Origin of the sequence: Colwellia sp. BRX10-9, assembly GCF_014077405.1 — a bacterium.
Classification (GTDB): domain Bacteria; phylum Pseudomonadota; class Gammaproteobacteria; order Enterobacterales; family Alteromonadaceae; genus Colwellia_A.
On record NZ_JACGVV010000031.1, the window covers coordinates 25551 to 48756 of the forward strand.

Genomic DNA, 23206 nt, shown 5'->3' on the forward strand with positions numbered 1-23206 from the left:
CTGAGCATTCAACCCCGAATGGCTTTAAAATCATAATAACGAAAAACAGCCACATTTAAATGACCACTTAAACAGCAAGCCATTACTTTAACGTATTGGCGGTTTAAGTGACTTTTTTCAACTCGATAATTTCAGCTGTTTTCAACGGCCCTTTTTCTTTTTGTAGCCACACTAAATCACATATTCCATCGGTGGGGTTAAATCCTGTTGGGGCCTTAAGCAATATCTCACGAATTAACTCATGGTCAAAGGCATGACAGGCATTATCGAGTTTTTTTAGCAAAGGTTCTAGCTCATGCCAATCAAGCATGGCTTCTTGTGCACTCATAATACGCTCATGAATAGTGCCTGAAACGTTATCACCTATAAGAAGTTCTTCATAAAGCTTCTCACCGGGCCTTAACCCAGTACATTTAATAACAATGTCACCGTTAGGCTTGTTATCAGATTTAACCGAAAAACCACTCAAGTGAATAATTTTACAGGCTAGGTCATAAATTTTTACTGGCTCGCCCATATCAAGTACAAATACATCTCCACCTGTGCCCATAGCACCGGCTTGAATAACAAGTTGAGAGGCTTCAGGTATCGTCATAAAATAACGAGTAATATCTGGGTGCGTTAACGTTACCGGGCCACCGTCCTTAATTTGCTTTCTAAACAAAGGAACCACTGATCCAGACGAACCTAAAACATTACCAAAGCGAACCATACAAAAACGCGTAGTATCTTGTGTTTTAGACAACGCCTGTAGAACCAATTCAGCCACACGTTTAGTGGTACCCATTATATTAGTGGGTCTAACGGCTTTATCGGTAGAGATTAATACAAAAGTCTCAACATTGGCATTTATGGCAGCACGCGCTGCATAATAAGTACCAAAAACATTATTCCTAACACCTTCAACAACATTATGCTCAACCAATGGAACATGCTTGTATGCGGCAGCATGGTAAACTGTTTGTACGGCAAAACTTTTCATAACCGTTTCAATGCGATTCACTCTTTGCACTGAGCCCATAATAGGCAATACTTCTACGATTAAACCGTGTGTTAATTTATATTCATTAAGCTCTTTATCAATGGTATACAAACCAAACTCAGACGACTCAAATAAAACCAGTTTAGCTGGCTGTAGCCGAATAATTTGACGACATAATTCAGAGCCAATAGAGCCACCAGCGCCAGTAACCATAACAATTTTACCCGCGATATTAGCATTCATTAATTCAGGTTTAGGCTCTACTGGGTCACGCCCTAATAAATCTTCAACGCCAACATCTTTAAACTCTTCAAGCTTAGCTTTACCATCCAAAACATCAGCCATGCCAGGAATAGTTAATACCTGCACACCAAGTGAATCAATTTTACTTAACACTTCTTTGCGAAGTGACCTTGAAGCACTGGGCATTGCTAATAATATTTTTTCTATATTTTTACTTTTAATAAGGCTTGGTATTTCTTCGGGGGCATAAACATGAATACCTTGAATAACGGTTCTTTGCAATGCAACATCATCATCAACAAAAGCAACAGCATGATATTCAGGCCCCTGTGATAAAGCGGTTGATAACTGACGTCCTGCAGAGCCTGCACCATAAATTAAGACTGAGTTTTTCTTATGCCAGCGTGGGTGGCTAATTATCGCTCTTACCAAAACTCTTGAACCACCAATCAATATCAAACATAAACTAAAGAAAATAAAAGGAACTGTACGAGGCATAGCAACGGTAAAGAAGAATGAAAAACCAATGATTAATACCGTAGAAAAAACACTGCCTAGGCTAATAGCCCAAATAGCTTGCATATTCATATAGCGTAATATAGCCCGATAAAGTCCAAGTCTTACAAAAACGAGTAAACTAAGCGGTAACACACAGGAAAAAACTAGCCAGTAATCTTGCTTAAATAGAGGAGAGAAGCTTTCAAGACGCATGAACAATGCGAACCAAAAAGCTAAAAATAAAAATACTGAATCTATTAATAGTGAAATGGCGCGCTTATAAGTGCGTGGTAATTTCAAAACTGATTGAATCAAAGTCACTAACTAATTCCTTTTATAAATTAAAATACATTTTCCTTTTACAGAATGGTCTAGTATAAACTAAAAAAACTGAAATTTAACTGAAAATAAATGCATTCCTGTACATTTACACAACAATTAGCTTTCTGTTTTGAGGGAATACGAGGGTCTAATCAGTTAGCCTGTGACTCTGAAATGTCACTTACTATTTCGTATAATATGGTTCGATAACGACTTGTACCTGCAAAGTTACAAACCGTCACCTTCGAAGTATCTAGTCGAAGATCCACTTCCTTTGCTTTAGTTATTATGGCTATCAATTAAGACAACATCCACAAAATAACTTACCATCATTCTGATTGTCTCTTAAACCGACGTAACGTGGAAGTTACTTATTAGATAATACCGGAGCCATTATCCTGAATCCAGATCTAACAGCTCGATACTCTGCAGCCGTCATTCCCGAAGTATTTGATCGGGAATCCGGTTTTTTTAACTGTTATTAATTCCGACTAATATTACTTAGTAGATATAGCCGGTGCTGCATTGCTTTGAGTCCACCACTTTCAAGCGTCACTAACCTTTACTAGCCAATCCAAACACCTGCTTAATTACACTAACAGTTTTATCAATTTCAGCTTGAGTCAATGTCGGATGAACTACAAACATCAAACTGGTTTCACCCAATTCAACGGCATTAGTTAAACGTTTTTCAGGCCTAAAACCAGTATTATCAAAAGCCTTTTCTAAGTAAACTTCTGAGCAACTGCCTTGAAAACAAGGAACACCTGCAGCAACTATTTCATTAACAATACGGTCACGATCCCAACCATCAGCTAATAACTCAGGCTTAATAAACATATAATGCTTATATTCAGCATGTTCACTGTAGTCTGGCACTTCAACTAAGCGCACCAAATCAAAAGCACTTGCAGCTTCATCAAGTTGCTTAGCATATGCTTGACGTGACTCGGACCATGACTTCATACGTGTTAACTGAATACGACCAATAGCTGCCTGCATTTCAGTCATGCGCCAATTAGTGCCAAAGCTTTCATGTAACCACCTAAATCCTGGTGGGTGTTCTTTGTTATAAATAGCATCCCACGATTTACCATGGTCTTTATACGCCCACATGGTTTTCCATAATGTTTCATCATTAGTAGTAACCATACCGCCCTCACCACCGGTAGACATAATTTTATCTTGGCAGAAAGACCAAGCGCCAACATGACCAATAGAACCAACACTACGGCCTTTATATTTTGCACCATGTGCTTGGGCACAATCTTCAATAACATAAAAACCATGCTTTTCACTTAACGCCATAATGGCATCCATTTCAGCAGGCATACCCGCTAAATGCACAACAATTACAGCTTTAGTATTTTCAGTAAGGACGGCTTCAATACTTTTAGCAGTGATATTTTGACTATTCAAATCAACATCGGCAAATACCGGTTTTGCACCTGCTGTAACAATACTTGATGCAGAAGCTAAAAAAGTACGCGGCGTGGTAATAACCTCATCGCCAACACCTATATTCATAGCCTTTAAAGCAATATCTAGCGCTAAGGTGCCATTACCTAAGGCAACGGCATATATACTATCAGAAAAACTAGCGAATTCTTTTTCAAATTCACGACCTTCTTGACCAGTCCAGTAGTTAACTTTATTTGATAATAAAACATTTTGTACGGCATCAGCTTCTTCTTGAGTGAAACTAGGCCATGGGGAGAATGGGGTATTTAGCATAAATTAGTACTCAAAAAAACCTTTTTTTGTTTTACGTCCAAGGTGATTTGCTCTCACCATTTTACGGAGTAATGGGTGTGCTCTATATTTAGGGTCACCCGTTTCTTTATAAAGTGTTTCCATTATAGAAAGATTAACATCATTCCCAATAAGGTCAGCAAGCGCAAGAGGTCCCATAGGATGATGCGCGCCGAATTTCATTGCTTTATCAATATCTTCAGCAGTAGCAACACCTTCAGATAATATACTTATGGCTTCGTTAATCATAGGGATTAACATTCTATTCACCACAAAGCCAGGAGCTTCATTAACTACAACTGGTGACTTGCCTAATTTACTTGTAAAGTCTTTTAATTTATCAATTACATCTTGGCTAGTTACGTGACCCGATACGATTTCAACAAGCTCCATAACTGGTGCAGGGTTAAAGAAATGTAGACCCACTACATTTTCTGGCCGAGGACAAAGGCTAGCGAAAGCGGTAATAGAAAGTGACGACGTATTAGATGCAATAATCATATCTTCGCTGATATATGGAACTAAGTTTTTATAAAGTTCCAACTTAACTTCAAAGTTTTCTGCGATAGCTTCAATGACTATGTTTGAGCTCTCAATGTCTGCAATTGAATCACTAACAATTAATTTTTCAATAGCATTTGAAGCTGAGGATTCCGTCAACTTACCTTTTATAACCAATTTACTTAACTGCTTCAAACATACACTTTTTACTGTTTCGGCTTTATCAAGACTTCTCGCGATTATGATTAATCTGGTAACAACTTCACTCTGCATTAAAACCTGTGCGATACCTGATCCCATAGTGCCAGAGCCAATAATCGAAATAATCATAATGGAGGTAATTCCTTAAGTTTCTTGGCTGGATTACCTGCAAAAATCATTAATTCTGGTATATTTTTAGTTAGAATCCCCCCCATGCCTAACATGGCGCCTTTTTCTATAGTAATTCCCTGCCTAATTACAGCACCCGTTCCTATTTCAACACACTTAGATAATGTTACATTCCCTGAGATTGCAGCCATTGGCGCGACTGTCACAAAAGCGTCAAAATTACACTCATGTCCCACCGTTACATTTAGATTCAGAATATTATGATTACCTAGTGCAACATCTACTGTAATAATAGTTCCTGCACATACAATACTCCCTTCTCCAAAGCTCACAGTATTTGAATATTTTACGCTTGGGTGTATTAGGGTAGTAAATGAAGGAGTGCCTAACTTAAACATATTACTACACACTTTAGAACGAGTTCTTGGCGATCCAATAGCGATAATAAATTCACAGTCAGGATAATCTAACCAGGTGTTAATATTGCCCAAGACTTCTGCACCTTGGATGGTTATTCCATGAGTTTCAGCGTTATCATCCAAAACACCACGAACCTTTCTGTTACAGTCATTTGCTAACCAAATAACCTCTTTAGCGAAACCACCACCACCAATGACAATTAAATCTTTCATTTTTCACTTCCTTTAAACATAGACATAGTAACTTCACCTTCAGCACTTATGCCTTCGCGAACAAATACTTTTTTTACCGTTAACAGTAAGATTTTCATGTCTAACCAAAAACTTTGATTATCAACGTACCAGACATCGAATGTGAACTTATCTTCCCAACTAATAGCATTACGGCCATTTACTTGTGCCCAGCCTGTAATACCTGGGCGAACATTATGTCGACGAGCTTGTTCATTATTATACAAAGGTAAGTATCCGACTAATAATGGTCTAGGCCCTACTAAGCTCATATCACCTTTAAGCACATTAAATAACCCAGGTAGTTCGTCTAAACTAGCAGAACGTAAAAAACTACCAAAAGGTGTCATTCTTTGATCATCAGCCAACAGCATACCATTGTTGTCTACTGCCTCTAACATGGTGCGGAATTTTATCATTTTAAATGTTTTACCATTTAAACCTGGACGGTCTTGGGTAAATAAAATAGGCGAACCAAGTTTACTTCGAACTAATATGGCCGTAACCAATATAATTGGAGACAAAAATAATAGCGCTAATACAGAAATGATAATGTCAAAAAACCTTTTCATTACTTAACTTCCTCAAATACAGAAATGAATTTTTCAACACCTACAGCGACTGATAATTCTTTCTGATAAAAATCAAATGCATTTTTTCCCATTAACCCACGTTCTTCTGGACTTTTACCTACAAGTCTTTCAATTGCATCAGCCAGTGATTTTGGATTATTGGCCTTACAGGCAACTCCAGCCTCTGCCTTTGCGATTATGTCTGCGGCATCACCATTTACTCCCATAACAATTGGTTTCCCAATTCTCAGATACGCCTGAGTACGAGACGGGATTGTTATAGAAAAAAGTTCGTCATCCGTCAAATGAACTAAAAGTATGTCTGCTTTATTGAGAAGGCCCCCAACTTCTTGCATTGGGACTCTTGGGAGGAAATACACGTTATCTAAGGCAAGTTCATCTACTTGTTGTATAGCCTTATCTTTAGCAATACCTGATCCTAAAAATACAAGATTAACATTCACGTGCTTACTTTGAAGTATTTCAGCTGCATCGACGATTGCGGGCACCCCTTGAGCATTACCTAAGTTTCCGGCAAATAATAGATTTAACCTTCCGTTATCTGGTAATTGTAAAGCACTTTCAATTCCATTATCCAAAGCTTCTTCATCACACCAGTTATAGATAACTTCAAGCTTGGCTTCAGGAACACCTCTTTCAAGCAATCGTTTTTTAAAGCCTGGAGATAACACTACAACTTTAGACGCTCTTTTATAAACAAACTGACAAAACACCTCAACAAGAGAAAGTGCTTTTTTGTTATTTAACATACCTGTAGCAGCGAGTGTCTCAGGCCATAGATCTTGTATATCAACAACCAATGGTGCACGCCTAAATAAAGATATTAATGTAGCAGATAAAGCAGTCGTCAATGGAGGATGATAGCTATAAATGACATCCGGTTTAGATACCGAGAATAGCCCACATAAACTAGACGATATTGCAAAAGAAATATAGTTAGCAATACGCTTTAACGTAGAGCCATCATGACTTGGATAAAGTGGTGTACGATGAATAATAACACCATCTATCACCTCAACATCGTGAAACTTGATGCTGTATCCATCATATACCTTGCCGCCCGGATAATTTGGAAATCCGGTAATAACTTCAACTTGGTGTCCTGCTTTCACTAACTCCTTTGCAAAAAGTAAACCTTTAAAAGTTGGTTCCGGATCAAACCACTGTGTAACTATGAGAATTTTCAATACTTATCCATTAAGCAAGGTACTTATATTTAAATAAGCACCTTATGCTATCTAATATTTTTTCCAAACCACACGGTTAATATAATCAGTGTATGAGTGAATAATACGCACCACTTTATCCGAAACATTAGGCATTGAATAATCTGCGACTTGACGCAATGTTCTTTCATCACCACGAGCTTGAGTTTCTAATATTTCTAATGCTTGCATAACACGCTCAGGCTCAAGTCCAACCATCATTACCGCCGCTTCTTCCATCCCTTCTGGACGTTCGTGTGCTTCACGTAAATTAAGCGCAGGAAAATTTAAAATAGATGACTCCTCATTAATCGTACCACTATCAGAAAGCACTGCTCTTGCTTCTTTTTGTAGCTTAACGTAATCCCTAAAACCAAGAGGTTTTAATAACTGAACAAGCGGGTGGAATTGGATGTTTTGCGAATCTATACGGTTCTGTGTACGTGGATGAGTAGAAACAATGACTGGTTCACCATAAGTTTCTGCAACCGTGTTAAGTGTTAACGCCAATTTTGCGAGATTAACGTCTGAATCAACATTTTCTTCACGATGCGCACTAACTACAAAATATTTACCAGAAGTAAGCTCTAATCGAGGTAAAACATCTGAAGCTTCGATTACATCAGCATAATGAGTGAGGACTTCACACATCGGGCTACCTGTTTTAATTATACGATCAGCAGGTAAACCTTCCGCTAATAAATACTCACGCGCAATATCACTGTAAGTAAGGTTAATATCCGCAGTATGATCAACGATACGTCGGTTAATTTCTTCAGGTACACGCATATCAAAACAGCGATTTCCTGCTTCCATATGAAAGATTGGGATCTTACGACGTTTTGCAGGGATAGCTGATAAGCAACTGTTTGTATCACCCAGCACAAGCAGTGCATCAGGTTGTTCTTTTTCTAAAACACCATCAACAGCAATAATTATCTGGCCAATTGTTTCTGATGCATTTTTACCTGCCGCATTTAAAAAGTAGTCAGGTTTCCGGACACCAAGATCATCAAAAAATATTTGGTTCAATTCATAATCATAGTTTTGCCCCGTGTGCACAATGGTATGCTTACAATGTACATCTAATTTAGCTAATACACGGGATAAACGGATAATCTCTGGACGGGTACCTACAACACTTACTACATGTAATTTTTTCATTCTCAAACCTTAAAATTAACGGTATCTGGATTCTCGCGATCAAATATTTCATTTGCCCACAACATTACAACTAACTCATTATCACCAATATTCGTTATATCGTGTGACCAACCGGGTGCTGTTTCTACAATACGAGATTCTTCGCCATTAACAATTAGCTCATAAGATTCACCAGTGCTGATGTGTCTAAATTTAAATGAAGCTTTACCATTAATCACTAAGAACTTTTCTGTTTTAGTATGGTGATAATGACCACCACGTGTAATGCCCGGATGAGCAGTAAAAAATGAAAACTGACCTGCATCTTTAGTTTTAAGCATTTCAACAAATGTACCGCGCTCGTCACTGTGGCGAGTAACATCATATGCGAACTGCTCAGGAGCAAGGTAACTAATATAAGTTGAATAAAGTACACGAATAAAACCTTCGCCCACTTTAGCTGAAATCATACTTTCACGACTTTCTTTAAATTCAGCAAGCAATGCTGCTACTTCACCAACCGTTGTTTGATAGACCGGCTCAACATAGCTATATGATTCTGCTGTTTGGGTAGTAGCAGCTAACAGGCCAACAAACGACTGACAAACATCATCGATATAAACAAGATTAAGCGCCGCATCGGGGTTGTTAATTGTGATTGGCAAATCATTTAGGGTGTTATAACAGAAGGTAGCAACAGCAGAGTTATAATTAGGCCGACACCATTTGCCAAATACATTGGGTAAACGGTAGATATAAGTCGCAGCCCCCGTTTCTTGTTGATAAGCAGCAACAGCTTGCTCAGCCCCAGCCTTGCTAGTCCCGTATGGGGTATCTAATTCAGCTTGTATGGATGAGGTCAATAATACGGGGGTTTTACGACCACTTTTAACCAGCGTATCAATAATTTTCTGAGTTAAGTCAGTATTACCTTTTTTAAATTCATCATTATTTTTAGGCCGATTAATCCCTGCAAGATGATAGATAAAGTCTGCAGACTTTATCTTTTCAATGATACTTTCTTCATTATCATCCCGCGTGATTTTTTCAATATTGCCAAAACCTGCTTCTTGTAAGAAAACACACAAATTTTGGCCAATAAACCCTGCAGATCCTGTTACTAAAATATTCATTTACACACCTTCAGGAACAAACAAATTACCAGATTCAATTTCACGCATAAAGTCAAGTTTACGTAACAATTCTTTCATACCTTCAACGTCTAAACGCTCAGTATTGTGTGAGTTATAGTCTTCAATCTGAGATAAGTCTTTTTCACCTTCTTCTGTATATTGTGCATAATTCAAATCACGGTTATCAGCAGGAATACGGTAATATTCACCTTGGTCTTGAGCCACAAACATCTCTTCACGACTACATAAGGCTTCAAACAGTTTCTCTCCATGGCGTGTACCAATAACATTCACTTTATGCTCAGGCTTACCAATCATCTCAAGAATAGCTTGTGTCATCACTTCAATCGTTGCTGCTGGTGCTTTTTGAACAAAAATATCACCATTTACTCCATACTCAAAAGCATGAAGTACTAAATCAACAGCGTCATCTAAGGTCATCATAAAACGAGTCATAGAAGGATCTGTCAGCGTAATTGGTGTATTTTCTATTATTTGGCGAATAAACAAGGGGATTACCGAACCACGAGAAGCCATGACATTACCATAACGTGTACCAGAGATAACTGTATTGGTGCCTTCTAAATTACGGCTCTTAGCAACTATCACTTTTTCCATCATCGCTTTTGAAATACCCATTGCATTAATTGGGTAAACTGCCTTATCTGTACTTAAACAAACAACTCTACTCACACCATGAAAAATCGCAGATTCTAAAACATTCTCAGTACCCAACACGTTAGTTTTAACTGCTTCTAGAGGATAAAACTCACATGATGGGACTTGCTTTAATGCCGCAGCATGAAATACATAATCAACACCACGCATTGCCGTTGAAATACTTTGCGGATCACGCACATCACCAATATAAAACTTTAACTTATCAGAGTTAAACTTCTTACGCATATCATCTTGTTTTTTCTCATCACGTGAAAATATACGTATTTCTTTAATATTTGACTCTAAAAAACGGCGTAATACTGCATTTCCAAATGATCCGGTTCCTCCAGTTATTAATAGAGTTTTGGCTTTAAACATTTTCGACTTCCTTATTTAAATTTCTAATATATTCTCTAATTTTCTTGCCTTGGCTTTGAGTATCTCTGGTCTTTAATATAAAGTCTCTAGCATTTATACCCTTTAGCTTTCTATCTAAGAAACTAATCATTTGTACCTCCTTCAACTTACTTCTAATACCTTCCACATCTGTTGAATCAAAATAATATAAAAAAGGAGAATATTCCTTACTAATAGAGGGTAATCTTGATGTTATGAATGGAACACCAGTTAACATATATTCTATTGTCTTTGATGGAAATGAGTATTTAACAAATTCGTTATCAACTGGCCTAGGGTTCACTAATACTGAGGCTTCTTCATAAAATGTATTAATTTTTTTTGGAGAGACCAGACCAAAAAACTTGATATTACTACTTGTTAGTGATGTTTCTTTTATATAGGTTGTCAAACTACCGTTACCCAACAAATGCAATGTAACATTTTCCATAGTTTTAACTGCATGAATCAAATTAAGAATGCCATACTCTTCTTCAAGTCCTCCAGCATATAGAACAATTAATTCTTTTTGTTCTTTATAATCAACTAATTTAATTTTACTGTTTGCAAAACCATCAATCACCAAAGTATTAGAAGAGGAAAAGTAATCTGGGCCAATAAATTTGGTTAAACCAATGACACCGTCAAACCTTGATATAAACCCCTTAACTACCATTTTATCAATGCTTTTCAACCAAGCAGTTAATATACCATCATCACTGAGAACTCTTCCTGGAGGGTCTGTAAAAATGACCACAATCTTACAATTAAACATAAACTTCAAACACAGCGATGCAGCCAAAAAAGGGCTGTGAACTCCGTGAACTAAAATGATATTCCCTTGTTTAGAATAACAACTTTTAATCCCATAAATTAAAGATGATATAAACCTTGTAAATTGTTTCGCAATTAATATATTAACAAAAGGTATTTTATATCCTGAAATTTTTTGTTGAATGAATTTTTCAGGTTTGAATAATATCTTCTTATACTTAGGGAAGTTAGGCACCGGAGAAGCGGAGATTAGTTGCAAATTCATGTCATTATCACTTAAAGACTTGACAAAAGACCATGCGAAATTATGAGTTTGAGTGAGCAATGCACCACCTCTTAGAGTAATGACCTCTAGATCACTATCTGGTACAGTAAAACCGATCAAGATAACTGACAATTGACTCACTTCATATCACCCTTAAATATTTTTTTATATATATCAATTAAATTTTTATTATTGCTTTGTGGCGCATGTGTTACTAATGCTTTTTCAATTGCTTTTTTGGATAGCTTTAAGGCTAAGTCATCACTACCAAATATCTTCTTGATTTTATTTGCAAGCATATATGGTGCATTATGTTGATAAAGTAAGCAATTATCCCCATCATTAACCATATCAGGTATACCTCCAACAAATGAGGCAATGCTAGGCACTCCTATTAACATTGCCTCGCCTAGGGAGTTCGGACTATTCTCGATTGTAGAACAACAAACATATAAATGACTTTTTAATAAATTTTCAACCATTTGTTCTTGATCTAAAGTACCAAGAAAATTAATGTTATTCTCTAACTCGTATTTATTAATTAACCCGTTAATATAATTTGCATATTTTGTTTTTAATTGAATGCCGAATCTAGAATCATCTTTAAGTATGTTTTTCCCGCCAATAATAACTTTTGTTTCAGGGTAAACCTTAACTACATTTGATATAGCTTCAATTAAATAATGGAGACCTTTTAGAGGGTAATGTCCTTGACTAATAAAAATTTGGTGCTTTGAAATTTTGTTTATATTCCATTTATGGTGATAGAAAATCTCTCGTATAGTTTCATTACAGTGGTAATAGGTAAGGTCTGGATTAATGTGGCTTACACATTCTTTATCCCATTGAGTTCGTCCGATTACAGCTTGAGACTTTTGTAGTAATTGTACCTCCATGCGCCCTCTTTTATCAAAAAGCCTTTTTAATCCAAAAACATTATCAAACTTAAGCAAATTTCTAAAAGTCATCCCATATATAATTGATAAAGGTAGATCAGCATAGATATATTTACTACATACAGAAACTAACCCTTGAATGGATACCACTACTTTAATATTAAGCGCTTCAGCACACTTTTGGAATAAAAAAGAATGAGGTAGTTCTGTGCCGTAAATATGTATAACATCCGGGGATATTGACTCAATAAGATTAGTTACTTTAGATTCTGTAAGTTTACAAAAAGCATGGTAATTGACCTTTTCACCTTTAACATTATCAATATCCTTATTAAATGGGAAAGCTATATTCAGATCTATTTGTTCTGTTCTTGCTAACAAATCAGAAGACTGGACTAACCACCCTCCCAAAGGGTTATTTTTTATATTTAATAAGTCACATATTTCAGGTAATGGGACGTTTGTAACCCATAAAATTTTCACTAAGTAGATTCCTTTTGGATAGCACCATATAGTGCCTTTGATTTGTTCCAATCTAAGGCCCAGAAATAGAACACTGAAACAACACTAACGAACCACAGATTCTGTGCACAAAGTAATGCAATTATGACAATTCCGATGGCTAAGTTCATTCTAACAACACTCGCGAGTGCAATACTTAAAACAATAAAACCTTGATAACCATATCTTAATATTGTCTGACTAAAGCTATCCCACCCTCCAATATTTAAGGCTTCATAAATAGCTGAGTACTTTACACTACCTATACCGGCTAAATTTACTAATGAATAGTTTATAGCATTTATAAATGGTTCCAATCTTGATCTAAAGGCATCAGAGCCCATTAGTTTGTTTTGAAGCTGGTACTCATAAGTAGAGACTAAGAGTGGGAAACTAACAATAGACAATATTATAATCAGAAAAAAGGTCGAACGAGAACTATTAATAAAAAGTATTAATAGTAAACATAGTATTCCTACTGTTGAGTTAGTTGTCACTATAGTTGCGACATAAACCCACGAGATTAAATCTATTGCCCCTTTATTCCTTCTTAGTCGCCACCAAAGAGCAAGGTTAATGAAAAATTGATATAAACCAGGCTCACTCGCAAAACCAGAGTTACGGCCAATAGACTTACCCGATTCGGAAGTAAGAACATTTAAAAAGTATGCTGTTTTATTATTCATATTGTAATAACTATAATCTGGCAGAATAACTATTAATTGAGGGAAACTCATAAAAACTGCATATAAAACCAACGCTAATATACATAAAACACTTACAATTTTTTCATAAATATTTAAAAAGTAAGTAGGATGATAACTTTGAGCTACTAAATAACCGCTAAATAAACTTAATGGTATATAGATTAAAGAACCTGTGTTGAAACCATATTCAGTGATATAATAAGCATCTTGGGTTAAAGATATAGTGAAAACACCAACAAATAACAACAACAAACTAGTTACTTTTTTATTTATTAATTTCAGAATTAAAAAAGAAATTACCAAAACCAATAAGAATAGCCTCACTCCATTTGGTAAAATAGGTGATGCACTGATAATTATCAATATAAATATCAATAACTTATCTTTAAACTCACAATCAAAACTCACAATCAACATACTTATAGTTTACCAAATTTTTTTATTTATTGGATAGTCAGAAATAGGTCTAAATGGCCTGTACTTGCATCTGATACCATTTATAGATTCAAGACACTTTATAAGATTCATATTGAAAATCTGTGTTTGAATTTGAGGTTGATTATCATCTTAAAACTCTCTATGCATTATATTGTCCGGGATAAAAAAACCTAATACTATATACTTGTCACTCATTTAAACTCGCCATATTTATCAAGTCATTCTGTTCAAGTAATTCAACATTATTTTTACGCCATAATGCAATTTCTTCATTTGGAATTTTAATTTCTGTAGCCCATTTGCTATTTATCCTATCTTTAATCGCCGAAATATCATTACGTTCTAATACTGGAAGATTAAAATCTCTCCGTTTTTCTTCTGCTCGATTATCAACGGCCAATATCAATGTTTTTCGGTTATTCTGTAGCGCACGAATACCAGCATGTAATCTTGTACCAACGAAATCAATTTCGCTTTTTAAAAGCTCATCATATGCCGCGAGAGAGAATGGAAGTATCTTCACATTTGAAATATCAATATCTAAACTATTTATATAAACTAAATCTCTAGATCCTTGAGGCCAAAAATATACATTTTCATAATTTGAAAGTAAAATTTCAATTAGAGATTTATCTGAATTTTTACTTGGCTTGTAGTCTGTCAATGTGAATACCACGTTATTACTCTTGTTAGTAGTAATCTTTCTGCAATGCTCATCAGTCAAGCACCACATTGTCGCACATGACGTATTTAAAACATTATTAATCCCTATAGATTTCAGCTTTGATAATGTATAACTATCACGAACAGAGTGAGTCAAATCTTTTGACAATGCTCGTTTTAATAAGGTTCTTGAATATAAATTTATATTCTCTTGATATTGCCACCATCCAACACCAACTAAACATATTTTTTTCAGGAAAAATGTATCTAAAAAATCTATTTTCCACTGCTTGTAGAATGGCATATTACCATTTAGCAGGTTTGTTCCACAAACCAGTTGTATATCAGTTCTTTTTGCCACTCTATATGTTGGTATTGATATTTTTTCTTGGGCTGGTGCTCTAAAAAAACCTTTATCAACAAAGGTTTTTTCCATTTCTTTACGGACTGAATCTACAATTATTTCATCACCTAAATTCAGCGTAGATATAGAGGTATCTAACAATAGTCCCGGAGTCTTAATATTCATTCACTTTCCTAATAATTTAAATTTAAAATGTGGAGCTTTCTAATTATTCTTTTAGAGAATCCCCCTATCAGAAGAAAACACTGATCATAACCTCTATCTGGTACTATAAAATGATTTGCCTTTAAACCTGCTGTATAGTTGATTAATTTGACAATATGTAGGGTAAAACCTAGGTAACTTTTCATTTAACACGTTTTTATACATATACAGTGTAACAAGCAACCTTATGATAGACGCCAACAACATTGCCAATGATAATACAATTGTTACATCGTAATTTGGCATATAAAATATCAATATGGCCAAGGGGATAATAGCAATCAATTGCCTAACAAAGACCAAACCTGGCTTGCCCGCAGCATTGAACCTTTGAGCAAGTATCCATCCTAAACCAGAAATCACAGACTCGAACAATAAAATCCCTATAGGTATCACAGCCTCAACATACTCATTACCATATAATATAGGTATAAAATAACAACTTATAATACTTAATAAAAATGAGCATAATAACAAGGGAATAAAGAGAAAAGAGAATACTAACGATGTTATTTCAGATGTTTTATTTTCATCAGCTCCTGCAAATTTCGCATATAACACTCCTGCAAACGTATTAGGGAGTATTCCTATTAACCTTGAAAATCCATAAGCAACAGCATAGATGCCAAAATCCACTGCTTTTGCATTAAAAAACAAATAAAGTTTATCAAAATTATTTATCATAATTCCTAGGACAGCTGTCATATGAATTTTCAAGCCATATTTAAAGAAACCAGGCCAATCAATTTTTTTTCTTAAAATGAAATCTGAAAATTGCTTTTTTGTCGAAAAAAAAGCAATGTAAAAAATTTCTACTATGAAAGAAAAAATCGAAATACCGATCAAAATCTTTAAGTTTAATTGATAAAAACTAAAAAAAATTAATACTAGACTCGTAAAAATTGACGCTACCAGCACTTTACTTTTATTAAAAACCAACAAATTTGAATCAACTCGACTAAGTGAGCTTAATAAGTTTACTATTCCTGATAGTATTAACATTACAAATACTATTTCGATATATTCAGTATCTATATACTCATTAAAAAAACAGAAAATAATAGCATTAAATATAACACTAATAAAAATTGAATTTATTATAATTAAAGATACATTATAAGATTGATAAAGTTTTCTTTTATGGTAGAGATAAGAATCTCCAAAACCAAATAATGTGAATGTAGAAATCATCATTATATAAAGGCTTATACTCGCCCACTCTCCTCTAAAATTAGGCCCAAGTTCCCTAGCAATAATAACGCTAGAGATAAAAGTAACCATCATTGTTAAGACGGAAGTACTAAGAGACTGAAATATTATTTTTAGCATATATTAATTCTAACCACTCCGAATGGTATCATCATGTATTAAAGCATGGGAAGGTGACGAAACAGCCTGCCCTGTAAGGACTGCAGTTAAATAGATTTTCACCTCTTCCTGTTCTTTTTTACTTTCTTTTGAACCCTGCTTTAAACGTTTGATCTTTATTCAGTAAAAGTAATAACTCTATCAACGCCAGCATCAAGGACCGCTCTTCTATACTTTGCAGGGAAAACAATGATGATAAAGTAGTACTGTCACATTGTGACTTTTGTGAGGCATAACAATTACTCTCATCATCGGCTTGGAAGTCACTCACATCGAAAATATCATCAAATTTCTGATCTAAGCGTTTTTGATTACCTTTAACTGCTAATTAATAATCAGCATTATTATTAAGTATTTTGGATGCTATTTTTTTCTGACAACCCATTGCGTCAATTGTAACCAAACAGCCACTTATCTCTAAAGTTTTAGTAACTCAGGGATCGCGTTTATTGCTATTATCATATGACAATCTTTCATCCAAGCTATAAAGCAAGATTAAAATTGCTGTGGACTGATCATAACATTGACTTATATCACTACTGGTTGAATTAATTCAACATCAAAACTCTTTTTTATTTTATGCCTGAGACAAAAACCGTAGCCATTGAGACACTACTTTATGTCCATAATTCACATTTACTCCTTTAAAATCAATCACTTATAAGGACTTAAGCCGAAAACCCTCTTTCCCTGCCAATAGGTCCGCATATTAATGTCAGATAATTTATAGTGTGCATTTATTGCTAATTTTACTTATGAGTAATTGCGCGAATAAATACCCACCTACAAAGCCCATGGATTCCCGACAAGACAACTCGGGAATGACGGCATAGCCAAACTCGCGACTACGGATTATTTATCAGATTTATATTCGTAGTTAGCGTATCCGTAATAGCCGTAGGCGTTACTGGCTTTTTTAAGAACGCCATTAAATACCACACCTTTCACATCGATACCGTTTTGTTCAAAACGTTGACGAGCGTAATCTATTTCTTTAATACCATTTTGACCAAAGCGCGTAACAAGTAGCATGCTTCCCGCATGGCCGCCAACAATGGCTGGATCAGTGACCGCTAAAATAGGGGGTGTATCAATAATGATAATGTCGTACTTAGTTTTTACCTCTGCGATTAATTTACTAAAATTGGCATGCATTAATAACTCAGACGGGTTAGGTGGTACTTGACCCCGTGTAATAATGTCAAAACCTGCTACATCAGTCGATTTAGTGACCTGCTCTAGCGTTTTTTGGCCTGATAAATATTCAGACAAACCGTTTTTCCATGCATAGCCAAAATGCTTATGGATATAGCCTTTACGCATATCGGCATCTATCAACAACACTTTTTGGCCACTCTGCGCGAGCACTACCCCTAAGTTTGTTGATATGAAAGATTTACCGACACCTGGAGATGGTCCAGAGATAGCAATAACATTATTCTTAGCTTCCATCATGGCAAAGTGCAAACTGGTACGCAGGCTGCGTAATGCCTCTATAGATAAATCTGCTGGGTTATCTACGGCTAACACCCTTTTTCCTGCCTGCTTTTTTCGTTTCTTACCACTAATTAAATCTGACAATTTATCTTGATAGGCTGAGAAAGGCACACTGGCATATACTGGCATGCCAATCGCTTCTATTTCACTTGGGTCTTCAACGCCTTTATGCAGTGCTTTTTGTATAAGTACTATCGCTATCGCTAACATACCGCCTAGCATAGTAGCCATAACCACAATTAATGCTTTTTTAGGTTTTACAGGCTTGGTAGTATTAACTTCAGCTACATCAATTATACGCACATTACCTACCGTACCGGCACGCACAATATCTAACTCTTGTACTTTGCCTAGCAGCATCATGTAGATTTCGTTACCTACTTCAACATCACGGGTTAAGCCTAATAGTTTTTGTTGCATTTCAGGTAAGTTAGATATTTTTTGTGCTAAGCCATCACGCTGTTTTTGTACGGCATCAATTTGTTCAACAATGCCTTGGTAATTAGGATGGGTGCGTTTGAATTTTCGAGACATAGCAAGACGGTTAAGATCAAGTTCTTGTAACTTAGTGTCTAGCTCAACTATTTGCTCTAATACCCCTTGAGTTTCGAGGGTAATATTGACTGATTTTTGGTTTATTTGATAATCGTTAAATAAGGCTTCCGACACTTCTAATTGCTTTTTAATTTCAGGTAATTGTACTTCTAAAAAGTCGAGTGATTTTTTAGCTTCTGCTGAGTTTCTATCAACATTTCTACGTACATATATTTCAGCTGCTTTGTTTAATACTTTTTCAGCGTAAGCAGGGGTTGCATGCTGCAAACTTAAATTAACAATACCTGAGTCTTTACCTTTTTCGCTGGCACCAATGGCTGCCTGTAAATCAACAATGGTATTTAAACGATCTTTACGGATAACCGTAAATTCAGTACCTGCTCTTGCCGTTAAAGATTTAAGGGTAATACTGAAAATGCCATTAGTGAGTTCTTCGCCTACTTTACCTTGTAAAATAACTTCTTCATTTGCTGATAAAAGTTTATAGGTATTATTTTCGCCAGCAAGCACTATATACCCACGATTAATAGCGTACTTAGGAACATCAAAGCGGAATACATCAATTTTTTCACCACCCCAAGCGTAACTTACTGCACCAAAACTGGCTGGTGCCACATCGCCTGTTTTTGTTGGGTTAAATTTTCTGAAACTACGACCACCAATTACTGGGAATAATTTTGGCTTGGCAACAATATCTAGTTTCAACGCATCAACGGCTTCGCCGATAACAGAGCGAGACTTTAATAGTTCAATTTCAGTTATTGATTTAGAGCTACTTTCAAACATGCCGGCCATGTCATCTAATCCAGGTACTGAACCACCACTTTCTTCTACTTGAATCATTGCCGTTGCTTGATAGATAGGCGTTGAAAACATGGCGACAGCAACACCCACCAGCATAAAGATAGCCGTAATAATACAGATAAAAAACTTTCGATCGACTAACGCGCCAAAGAGTGACATTAAGTCAATTTCGTTCGATGGTGCATTATTGCTTTGCTGATTTTTAACTGTAGGCTGAGCTATATTTTCATTAATTGACATATTAAGTGTACTTTTTAATAAATAATTCTGAATTTAAACTTTTGTTTAAGGGTAAATTAAAACGCTAGTTTAAAGGTATTTGGTCCAAGCAGAACAGGCTTTATCAACTAATTGATAAACATGTTCAAACGCTTCATGACTTTGGCGATAAGGATCTGGTATCTCAGTATTATCGATCCATTTACCTAACAAGAAGGTTTTTCCTCTGGCCTGTGGATATTTACCTAACAAATCGGTTAAGTGACGTTCTTCCATCACTAAAATCAAATCATTTTCTGTAATTAATGTTGAGTTGAGTTGACGGCCTTGGTGTGGGCTCATATCAATATTATTGCTTAAGGCAATACTCGTTGCCGTTGCTTCCGCGCTATTACCCACTAATGCAGTTAGTCCTGCTGAAGAAACTTTTATTTGGCTATCGTCTTTGTCCTTTAGCTTATCTTTAAGTAAGTATTCACCCGTAGGGCTTCGACAAATATTACCGGCACACACTACTAAAATGGAGTTAAACATTCCCATTAGAATATCGTCCCTTGATTTTTAATAGTAGATATAGAGTAAACGGTTTGAATCGTTGGTATTAATTGACTGATTAAACGATTCCAACGTGCTATTGGTGCCGTAGTTACATACACGATATCACGAGGTTGTAACTTAAATTGATCGGCTAATACTAGTGCAATTACATTTTGTGCATGTAATTGATAAACATCAGCAATGATGCCTTCTTGGTTGTCTGGGCGTTTGCGTAAAACAAAAATACCATTAGCATTGGCTGTTTTTTCGTTTAAACCGCCTACGTCACTTAACGCTTCTGCAAGGCTTAAGCCATAACGATTAATTTCAATGCTACCGGCTTTATTTACATCACCAAGGACAAATACTTTTTGATTGTCTGTACGATTTACATGAAGGATATCACCGTGTTTTAGTAAACGGTTTTGACTAATATCACCTTTGGTATAAAAATCATTTAGCTTAATGATTTCGGTTTGATTGTTTCGTGTAAAAGTGACTGTGCGCCAATCGGCTCTTTCACTTAAACCGCCAGCTTGATTAATTGCGTCGATTAACGTCAGTGGAATTTCGGTAACTGGGTATACGCCTGGCTTGTTTACTTCGCCGGTAACATAAGCTCTTTGGCTATTAAAACCGACTACTTTTATATCTAGTTGTGGTTTTTCAATAACTCGGCTTAGTTTTTCTACTAATATCGCGTGTAATTGTCTAATGGTTTTACCGGCAGCAGGTACATTCGCGGCATAAGCATAGGTAATTGTGCCATCAGCTTGAATTCTGAAACCGTCAAATGCAGCAGTTCTTTGAACAGCTGCCGGAATAGTAAGTTCTGGATGGTCCCATACACCAATAGATAATACATCACCAATACCAAGCGCATAATCATATCCTTCGATTGACATTGGATTGTATTTTTTGGCTTTAGTGAAGGCTTGTTGATTGTCTTTTAATTCAGAGATAAGCGCTGAATCGATCACCGAAATACTAACATTCGATAAGTCTTGCGCTAGCGTAGAAGTTTCAGGTTCAACATCAACGCCTTCCATATGACTGCCAGGGATCATACTACAACTACTCAGCATCAATAATGACAATGAGACAACTAGTTTTTTAGAGTATTTTAACATCGTGTAAGTTTATTCAATCCTTCGCTAAGTGAGTCAACTGCCGTGTTGTTTTGAAATTTTTGATGCTTATTGTAAAAACATCTTAACAATGCGTACAGTTTTCGCTTTATTATTATGGCCATCTTAATGCCGGAATAGTCAGCAGACAAATATAATTGCATGCTTTCATCTAAACGATATATACATTTCAATTTATGAACGTATGGGCTTAGATAGTTAAAGCTGTATTGCGCAGAATAATACGCAAGTTATTAACTATTGTCTAGTCAGAAAAAAGGAAAGTATGGGAGTAACAGAGTTGTTTCCTTGTGGTGCTGGATTTATGTCAATATCTGGTTTGGGTACGTTGCTGTTTGTCGTCATGTTGATGGTGTTATGTTGAGTTTGTTTTATTATCTTGTTTAGGTGTGTTGCCGCTTGTCGTCATGCTGAGTTTATTTCAGTATCTGGGGTTTGTTCGGTAAGTACAGATCCTGAAACGAGTTCAGGATGACGGTGGTGTGGGGCTGGCTGACGTATTTGGTGGCCGGCTGATAGTGGTGGTGTCTGTTTGACTGTGTACATACGTAGAGTTACGTTGCCCCTTGTCGTCATGCTGAATTCATTTCAGTATCTGGATTGGTTGAGTAAGTACAGATCCTGAAACGAGTTCAGGATGACGGTGGCGGGGTCAGGATAACGGTATTGGTGGCTGGCTTATAGTGGTTGTGTCTGGCTGACGGAGTCTGGGTCTGGATGACAGTGGTGGTTGTGTGGCTTATAAATCTTTGCTCAGATCTAGCCAATTAGGGTTCATTTGTTCTATTAAATTTTTCTTCCAGGCCCTTCGCCAGTTTTTAAGTTGCTTTTCTCTTGTTATCGCATCGTACATTGTTTCAAATGACTCAAAACATACTAATTTATTCAGGTTATATTTATTGGTGAAGCCTAATGTCAGTTTAGATTTATGTTGATAGACCCTTTGAACTAACTGACTCGTTACACCTATGTATAGTGTCGTGTTTTTTATATTTGTCATTATATAAATATGAGGCTGTTTCATCTTGACGACCCTGTTAGTAAATAAATTTTTTCGCTAATTTAGATATTTCAGGCCAATCATTGTTAATAAGAAATTGTTTTTGTTTTTTAGACCACCTTCTAATTTCATTTTCTATCAATCTTGCTTCTTGTTCAGTTTTAAATTTCTGCTGGTGGACAAGTTTGACTGGGGGCGTTATTTCAGTACCTAAAAGAAGTTGGTTATATTTATCGTATTTCGCTAACACAATGCCAAGTTCATCACAGCAGCCAGTGTGGTAGCTACCATCCACCGACTGTAATATATAGATATAAACTAATGTATTCATACCAACTCCTTTTGTTAACATTATTTTTACATGTTATTAATATTGTAGTTGAGCTTTATTGTTTTGTCAGGTTTCTCATATGAAATTAAAAATACTGTTTTGGTATTTTTGTTTTTTGCGTTCTAAGTACAGATCCTGAAACGAGTTCAGGATGACGGGGGTGGTGTTCAGGATGACGGTGGAGGGTCTGGCTGACGGGTGCACAGAGGTAGAATTACGTAGTTCTTTTGTCGTCATGCTGAATTTATTTCAGTATCTGGGTTTTGGAGAGTAAGTATAGATCCTGAAACAAATTCAGGATGACGGGTTTGTGTTTAGGATGATGGTGGCTGTTAAGAGTAACGGTGATTGTTCAGGGTTAAGGTGCTCGCTTTACTCTGTTGTCGTCATGCTGAGTTCATGTCAGTATCTGGGTTTGGGAGAGTAAGTACAGTTCCTGAAAGGAGTTAAGAATGACGGGTTTGTGTTTATGGTGATGGTGTTTGTTAAGTGTAACGGGTATTGTTAGGTGTTAAGGTGCGCGCTTTA

20 protein-coding genes and 1 pseudogene are annotated in these 23206 nt (G+C 36.1%); all 21 read right to left on the minus strand.

The genetic code is table 11. The features are described from left to right. Window positions 1-103: 103 nt before the first annotated feature. Window positions 104-2044, minus strand: coding sequence for a nucleoside-diphosphate sugar epimerase/dehydratase (locus tag H4J69_RS15620; RefSeq protein ID WP_182244989.1), 1941 nt, complete (start codon window positions 2042-2044; stop codon window positions 104-106). A gap of 555 nt (window positions 2045-2599) precedes the next feature. After that, window positions 2600-3778, minus strand: coding sequence for a DegT/DnrJ/EryC1/StrS aminotransferase family protein (locus tag H4J69_RS15625; protein ID WP_182244990.1), 1179 nt, complete (start codon window positions 3776-3778; stop codon window positions 2600-2602). Between the two features lie 3 nt (window positions 3779-3781). Next, window positions 3782-4627 (minus strand): 3-hydroxyacyl-CoA dehydrogenase family protein, encoded by an 846-nt coding sequence (locus H4J69_RS15630; protein WP_182244991.1) that lies wholly within the window; start codon window positions 4625-4627, stop codon window positions 3782-3784. Then, window positions 4624-5259 (minus strand): acetyltransferase, encoded by a 636-nt coding sequence (locus H4J69_RS15635; protein ID WP_182244992.1) that lies wholly within the window; start codon window positions 5257-5259, stop codon window positions 4624-4626. Before H4J69_RS15635 ends, H4J69_RS15630 begins: the two co-directional genes overlap by 4 nt. Next, entirely contained in the window at window positions 5256-5849 is a 594-nt protein-coding gene (locus H4J69_RS15640; protein WP_182244993.1) for a sugar transferase, read from the minus strand. The genes H4J69_RS15635 and H4J69_RS15640 overlap by 4 nt, the downstream gene beginning before the upstream one ends. Further along, entirely contained in the window at window positions 5849-7057 is a 1209-nt protein-coding gene (locus tag H4J69_RS15645) for a glycosyltransferase family 4 protein (RefSeq protein WP_182244994.1), read from the minus strand. The genes H4J69_RS15640 and H4J69_RS15645 overlap by 1 nt, the downstream gene beginning before the upstream one ends. 51 nt (window positions 7058-7108) lie before the next feature. Then, a complete protein-coding gene (wecB, locus tag H4J69_RS15650) occupies window positions 7109-8239 on the minus strand; it encodes a non-hydrolyzing UDP-N-acetylglucosamine 2-epimerase (protein ID WP_182244995.1) in 1131 nt (376 codons plus the stop codon). A gap of 2 nt (window positions 8240-8241) precedes the next feature. Then, window positions 8242-9351 carry a UDP-2-acetamido-2,6-beta-L-arabino-hexul-4-ose reductase gene (locus H4J69_RS15655; protein ID WP_182244996.1) on the minus strand — a complete coding sequence of 370 codons (1110 nt, stop codon included), beginning with the start codon at window positions 9349-9351 and terminating at the stop codon, window positions 8242-8244. Then, a complete protein-coding gene (locus tag H4J69_RS15660) occupies window positions 9352-10389 on the minus strand; it encodes a polysaccharide biosynthesis protein (RefSeq protein WP_182251980.1) in 1038 nt (345 codons plus the stop codon). Continuing rightward, window positions 10382-11587, minus strand: coding sequence for a glycosyltransferase (locus H4J69_RS15665; RefSeq protein WP_182251981.1), 1206 nt, complete (start codon window positions 11585-11587; stop codon window positions 10382-10384). The genes H4J69_RS15660 and H4J69_RS15665 overlap by 8 nt, the downstream gene beginning before the upstream one ends. Then, a complete protein-coding gene (locus H4J69_RS20380; RefSeq protein ID WP_182245162.1) occupies window positions 11584-12825 on the minus strand; it encodes a glycosyltransferase family 4 protein in 1242 nt (413 codons plus the stop codon). The genes H4J69_RS15665 and H4J69_RS20380 overlap by 4 nt, the downstream gene beginning before the upstream one ends. After that, complete coding sequence (locus tag H4J69_RS15675) at window positions 12825-13967, minus strand: hypothetical protein (protein ID WP_182251982.1); 1143 nt, start codon at window positions 13965-13967, stop codon at window positions 12825-12827. Before H4J69_RS15675 ends, H4J69_RS20380 begins: the two co-directional genes overlap by 1 nt. Before the next feature lie 208 nt (window positions 13968-14175). After that, window positions 14176-15180, minus strand: a complete 1005-nt coding sequence (locus H4J69_RS15680; protein ID WP_182245164.1) for a polysaccharide pyruvyl transferase family protein — start codon at window positions 15178-15180, stop codon at window positions 14176-14178. A 93-nt stretch (window positions 15181-15273) separates the two neighbouring features. Further along, the gene (locus tag H4J69_RS15685) at window positions 15274-16548 is read right to left on the minus strand and encodes an oligosaccharide flippase family protein (protein ID WP_182251983.1); all 1275 of its coding nucleotides are present in this window, start codon (window positions 16546-16548) and stop codon (window positions 15274-15276) included. Window positions 16549-16918: 370 nt separating this feature from the next. Beyond that, window positions 16919-17037 (minus strand): annotated as a pseudogene (locus tag H4J69_RS20515) (ISAs1 family transposase); the annotation flags it as partial. A gap of 402 nt (window positions 17038-17439) precedes the next feature. After that, window positions 17440-19683 carry a polysaccharide biosynthesis tyrosine autokinase gene (locus tag H4J69_RS15690; protein ID WP_182244816.1) on the minus strand — a complete coding sequence of 748 codons (2244 nt, stop codon included), beginning with the start codon at window positions 19681-19683 and terminating at the stop codon, window positions 17440-17442. Window positions 19684-19752: 69 nt separating this feature from the next. Further along, window positions 19753-20196 carry a low molecular weight protein-tyrosine-phosphatase gene (locus H4J69_RS15695; RefSeq protein WP_182244817.1) on the minus strand — a complete coding sequence of 148 codons (444 nt, stop codon included), beginning with the start codon at window positions 20194-20196 and terminating at the stop codon, window positions 19753-19755. A 5-nt stretch (window positions 20197-20201) separates the two neighbouring features. Continuing rightward, window positions 20202-21329, minus strand: coding sequence for a polysaccharide export protein (locus H4J69_RS15700; RefSeq protein WP_182244815.1), 1128 nt, complete (start codon window positions 21327-21329; stop codon window positions 20202-20204). A 423-nt stretch (window positions 21330-21752) separates the two neighbouring features. Next, a complete protein-coding gene (locus tag H4J69_RS15705) occupies window positions 21753-21923 on the minus strand; it encodes a hypothetical protein (RefSeq protein ID WP_182244814.1) in 171 nt (56 codons plus the stop codon). 163 nt (window positions 21924-22086) lie between these two features. Further along, window positions 22087-22371, minus strand: a complete 285-nt coding sequence (locus tag H4J69_RS15710) for a GIY-YIG nuclease family protein (protein ID WP_182244813.1) — start codon at window positions 22369-22371, stop codon at window positions 22087-22089. Window positions 22372-22384: 13 nt separating this feature from the next. Further along, the gene (locus H4J69_RS15715) at window positions 22385-22678 is read right to left on the minus strand and encodes a hypothetical protein (RefSeq protein ID WP_070374583.1); all 294 of its coding nucleotides are present in this window, start codon (window positions 22676-22678) and stop codon (window positions 22385-22387) included. Window positions 22679-23206: the final 528 nt, after the last annotated feature.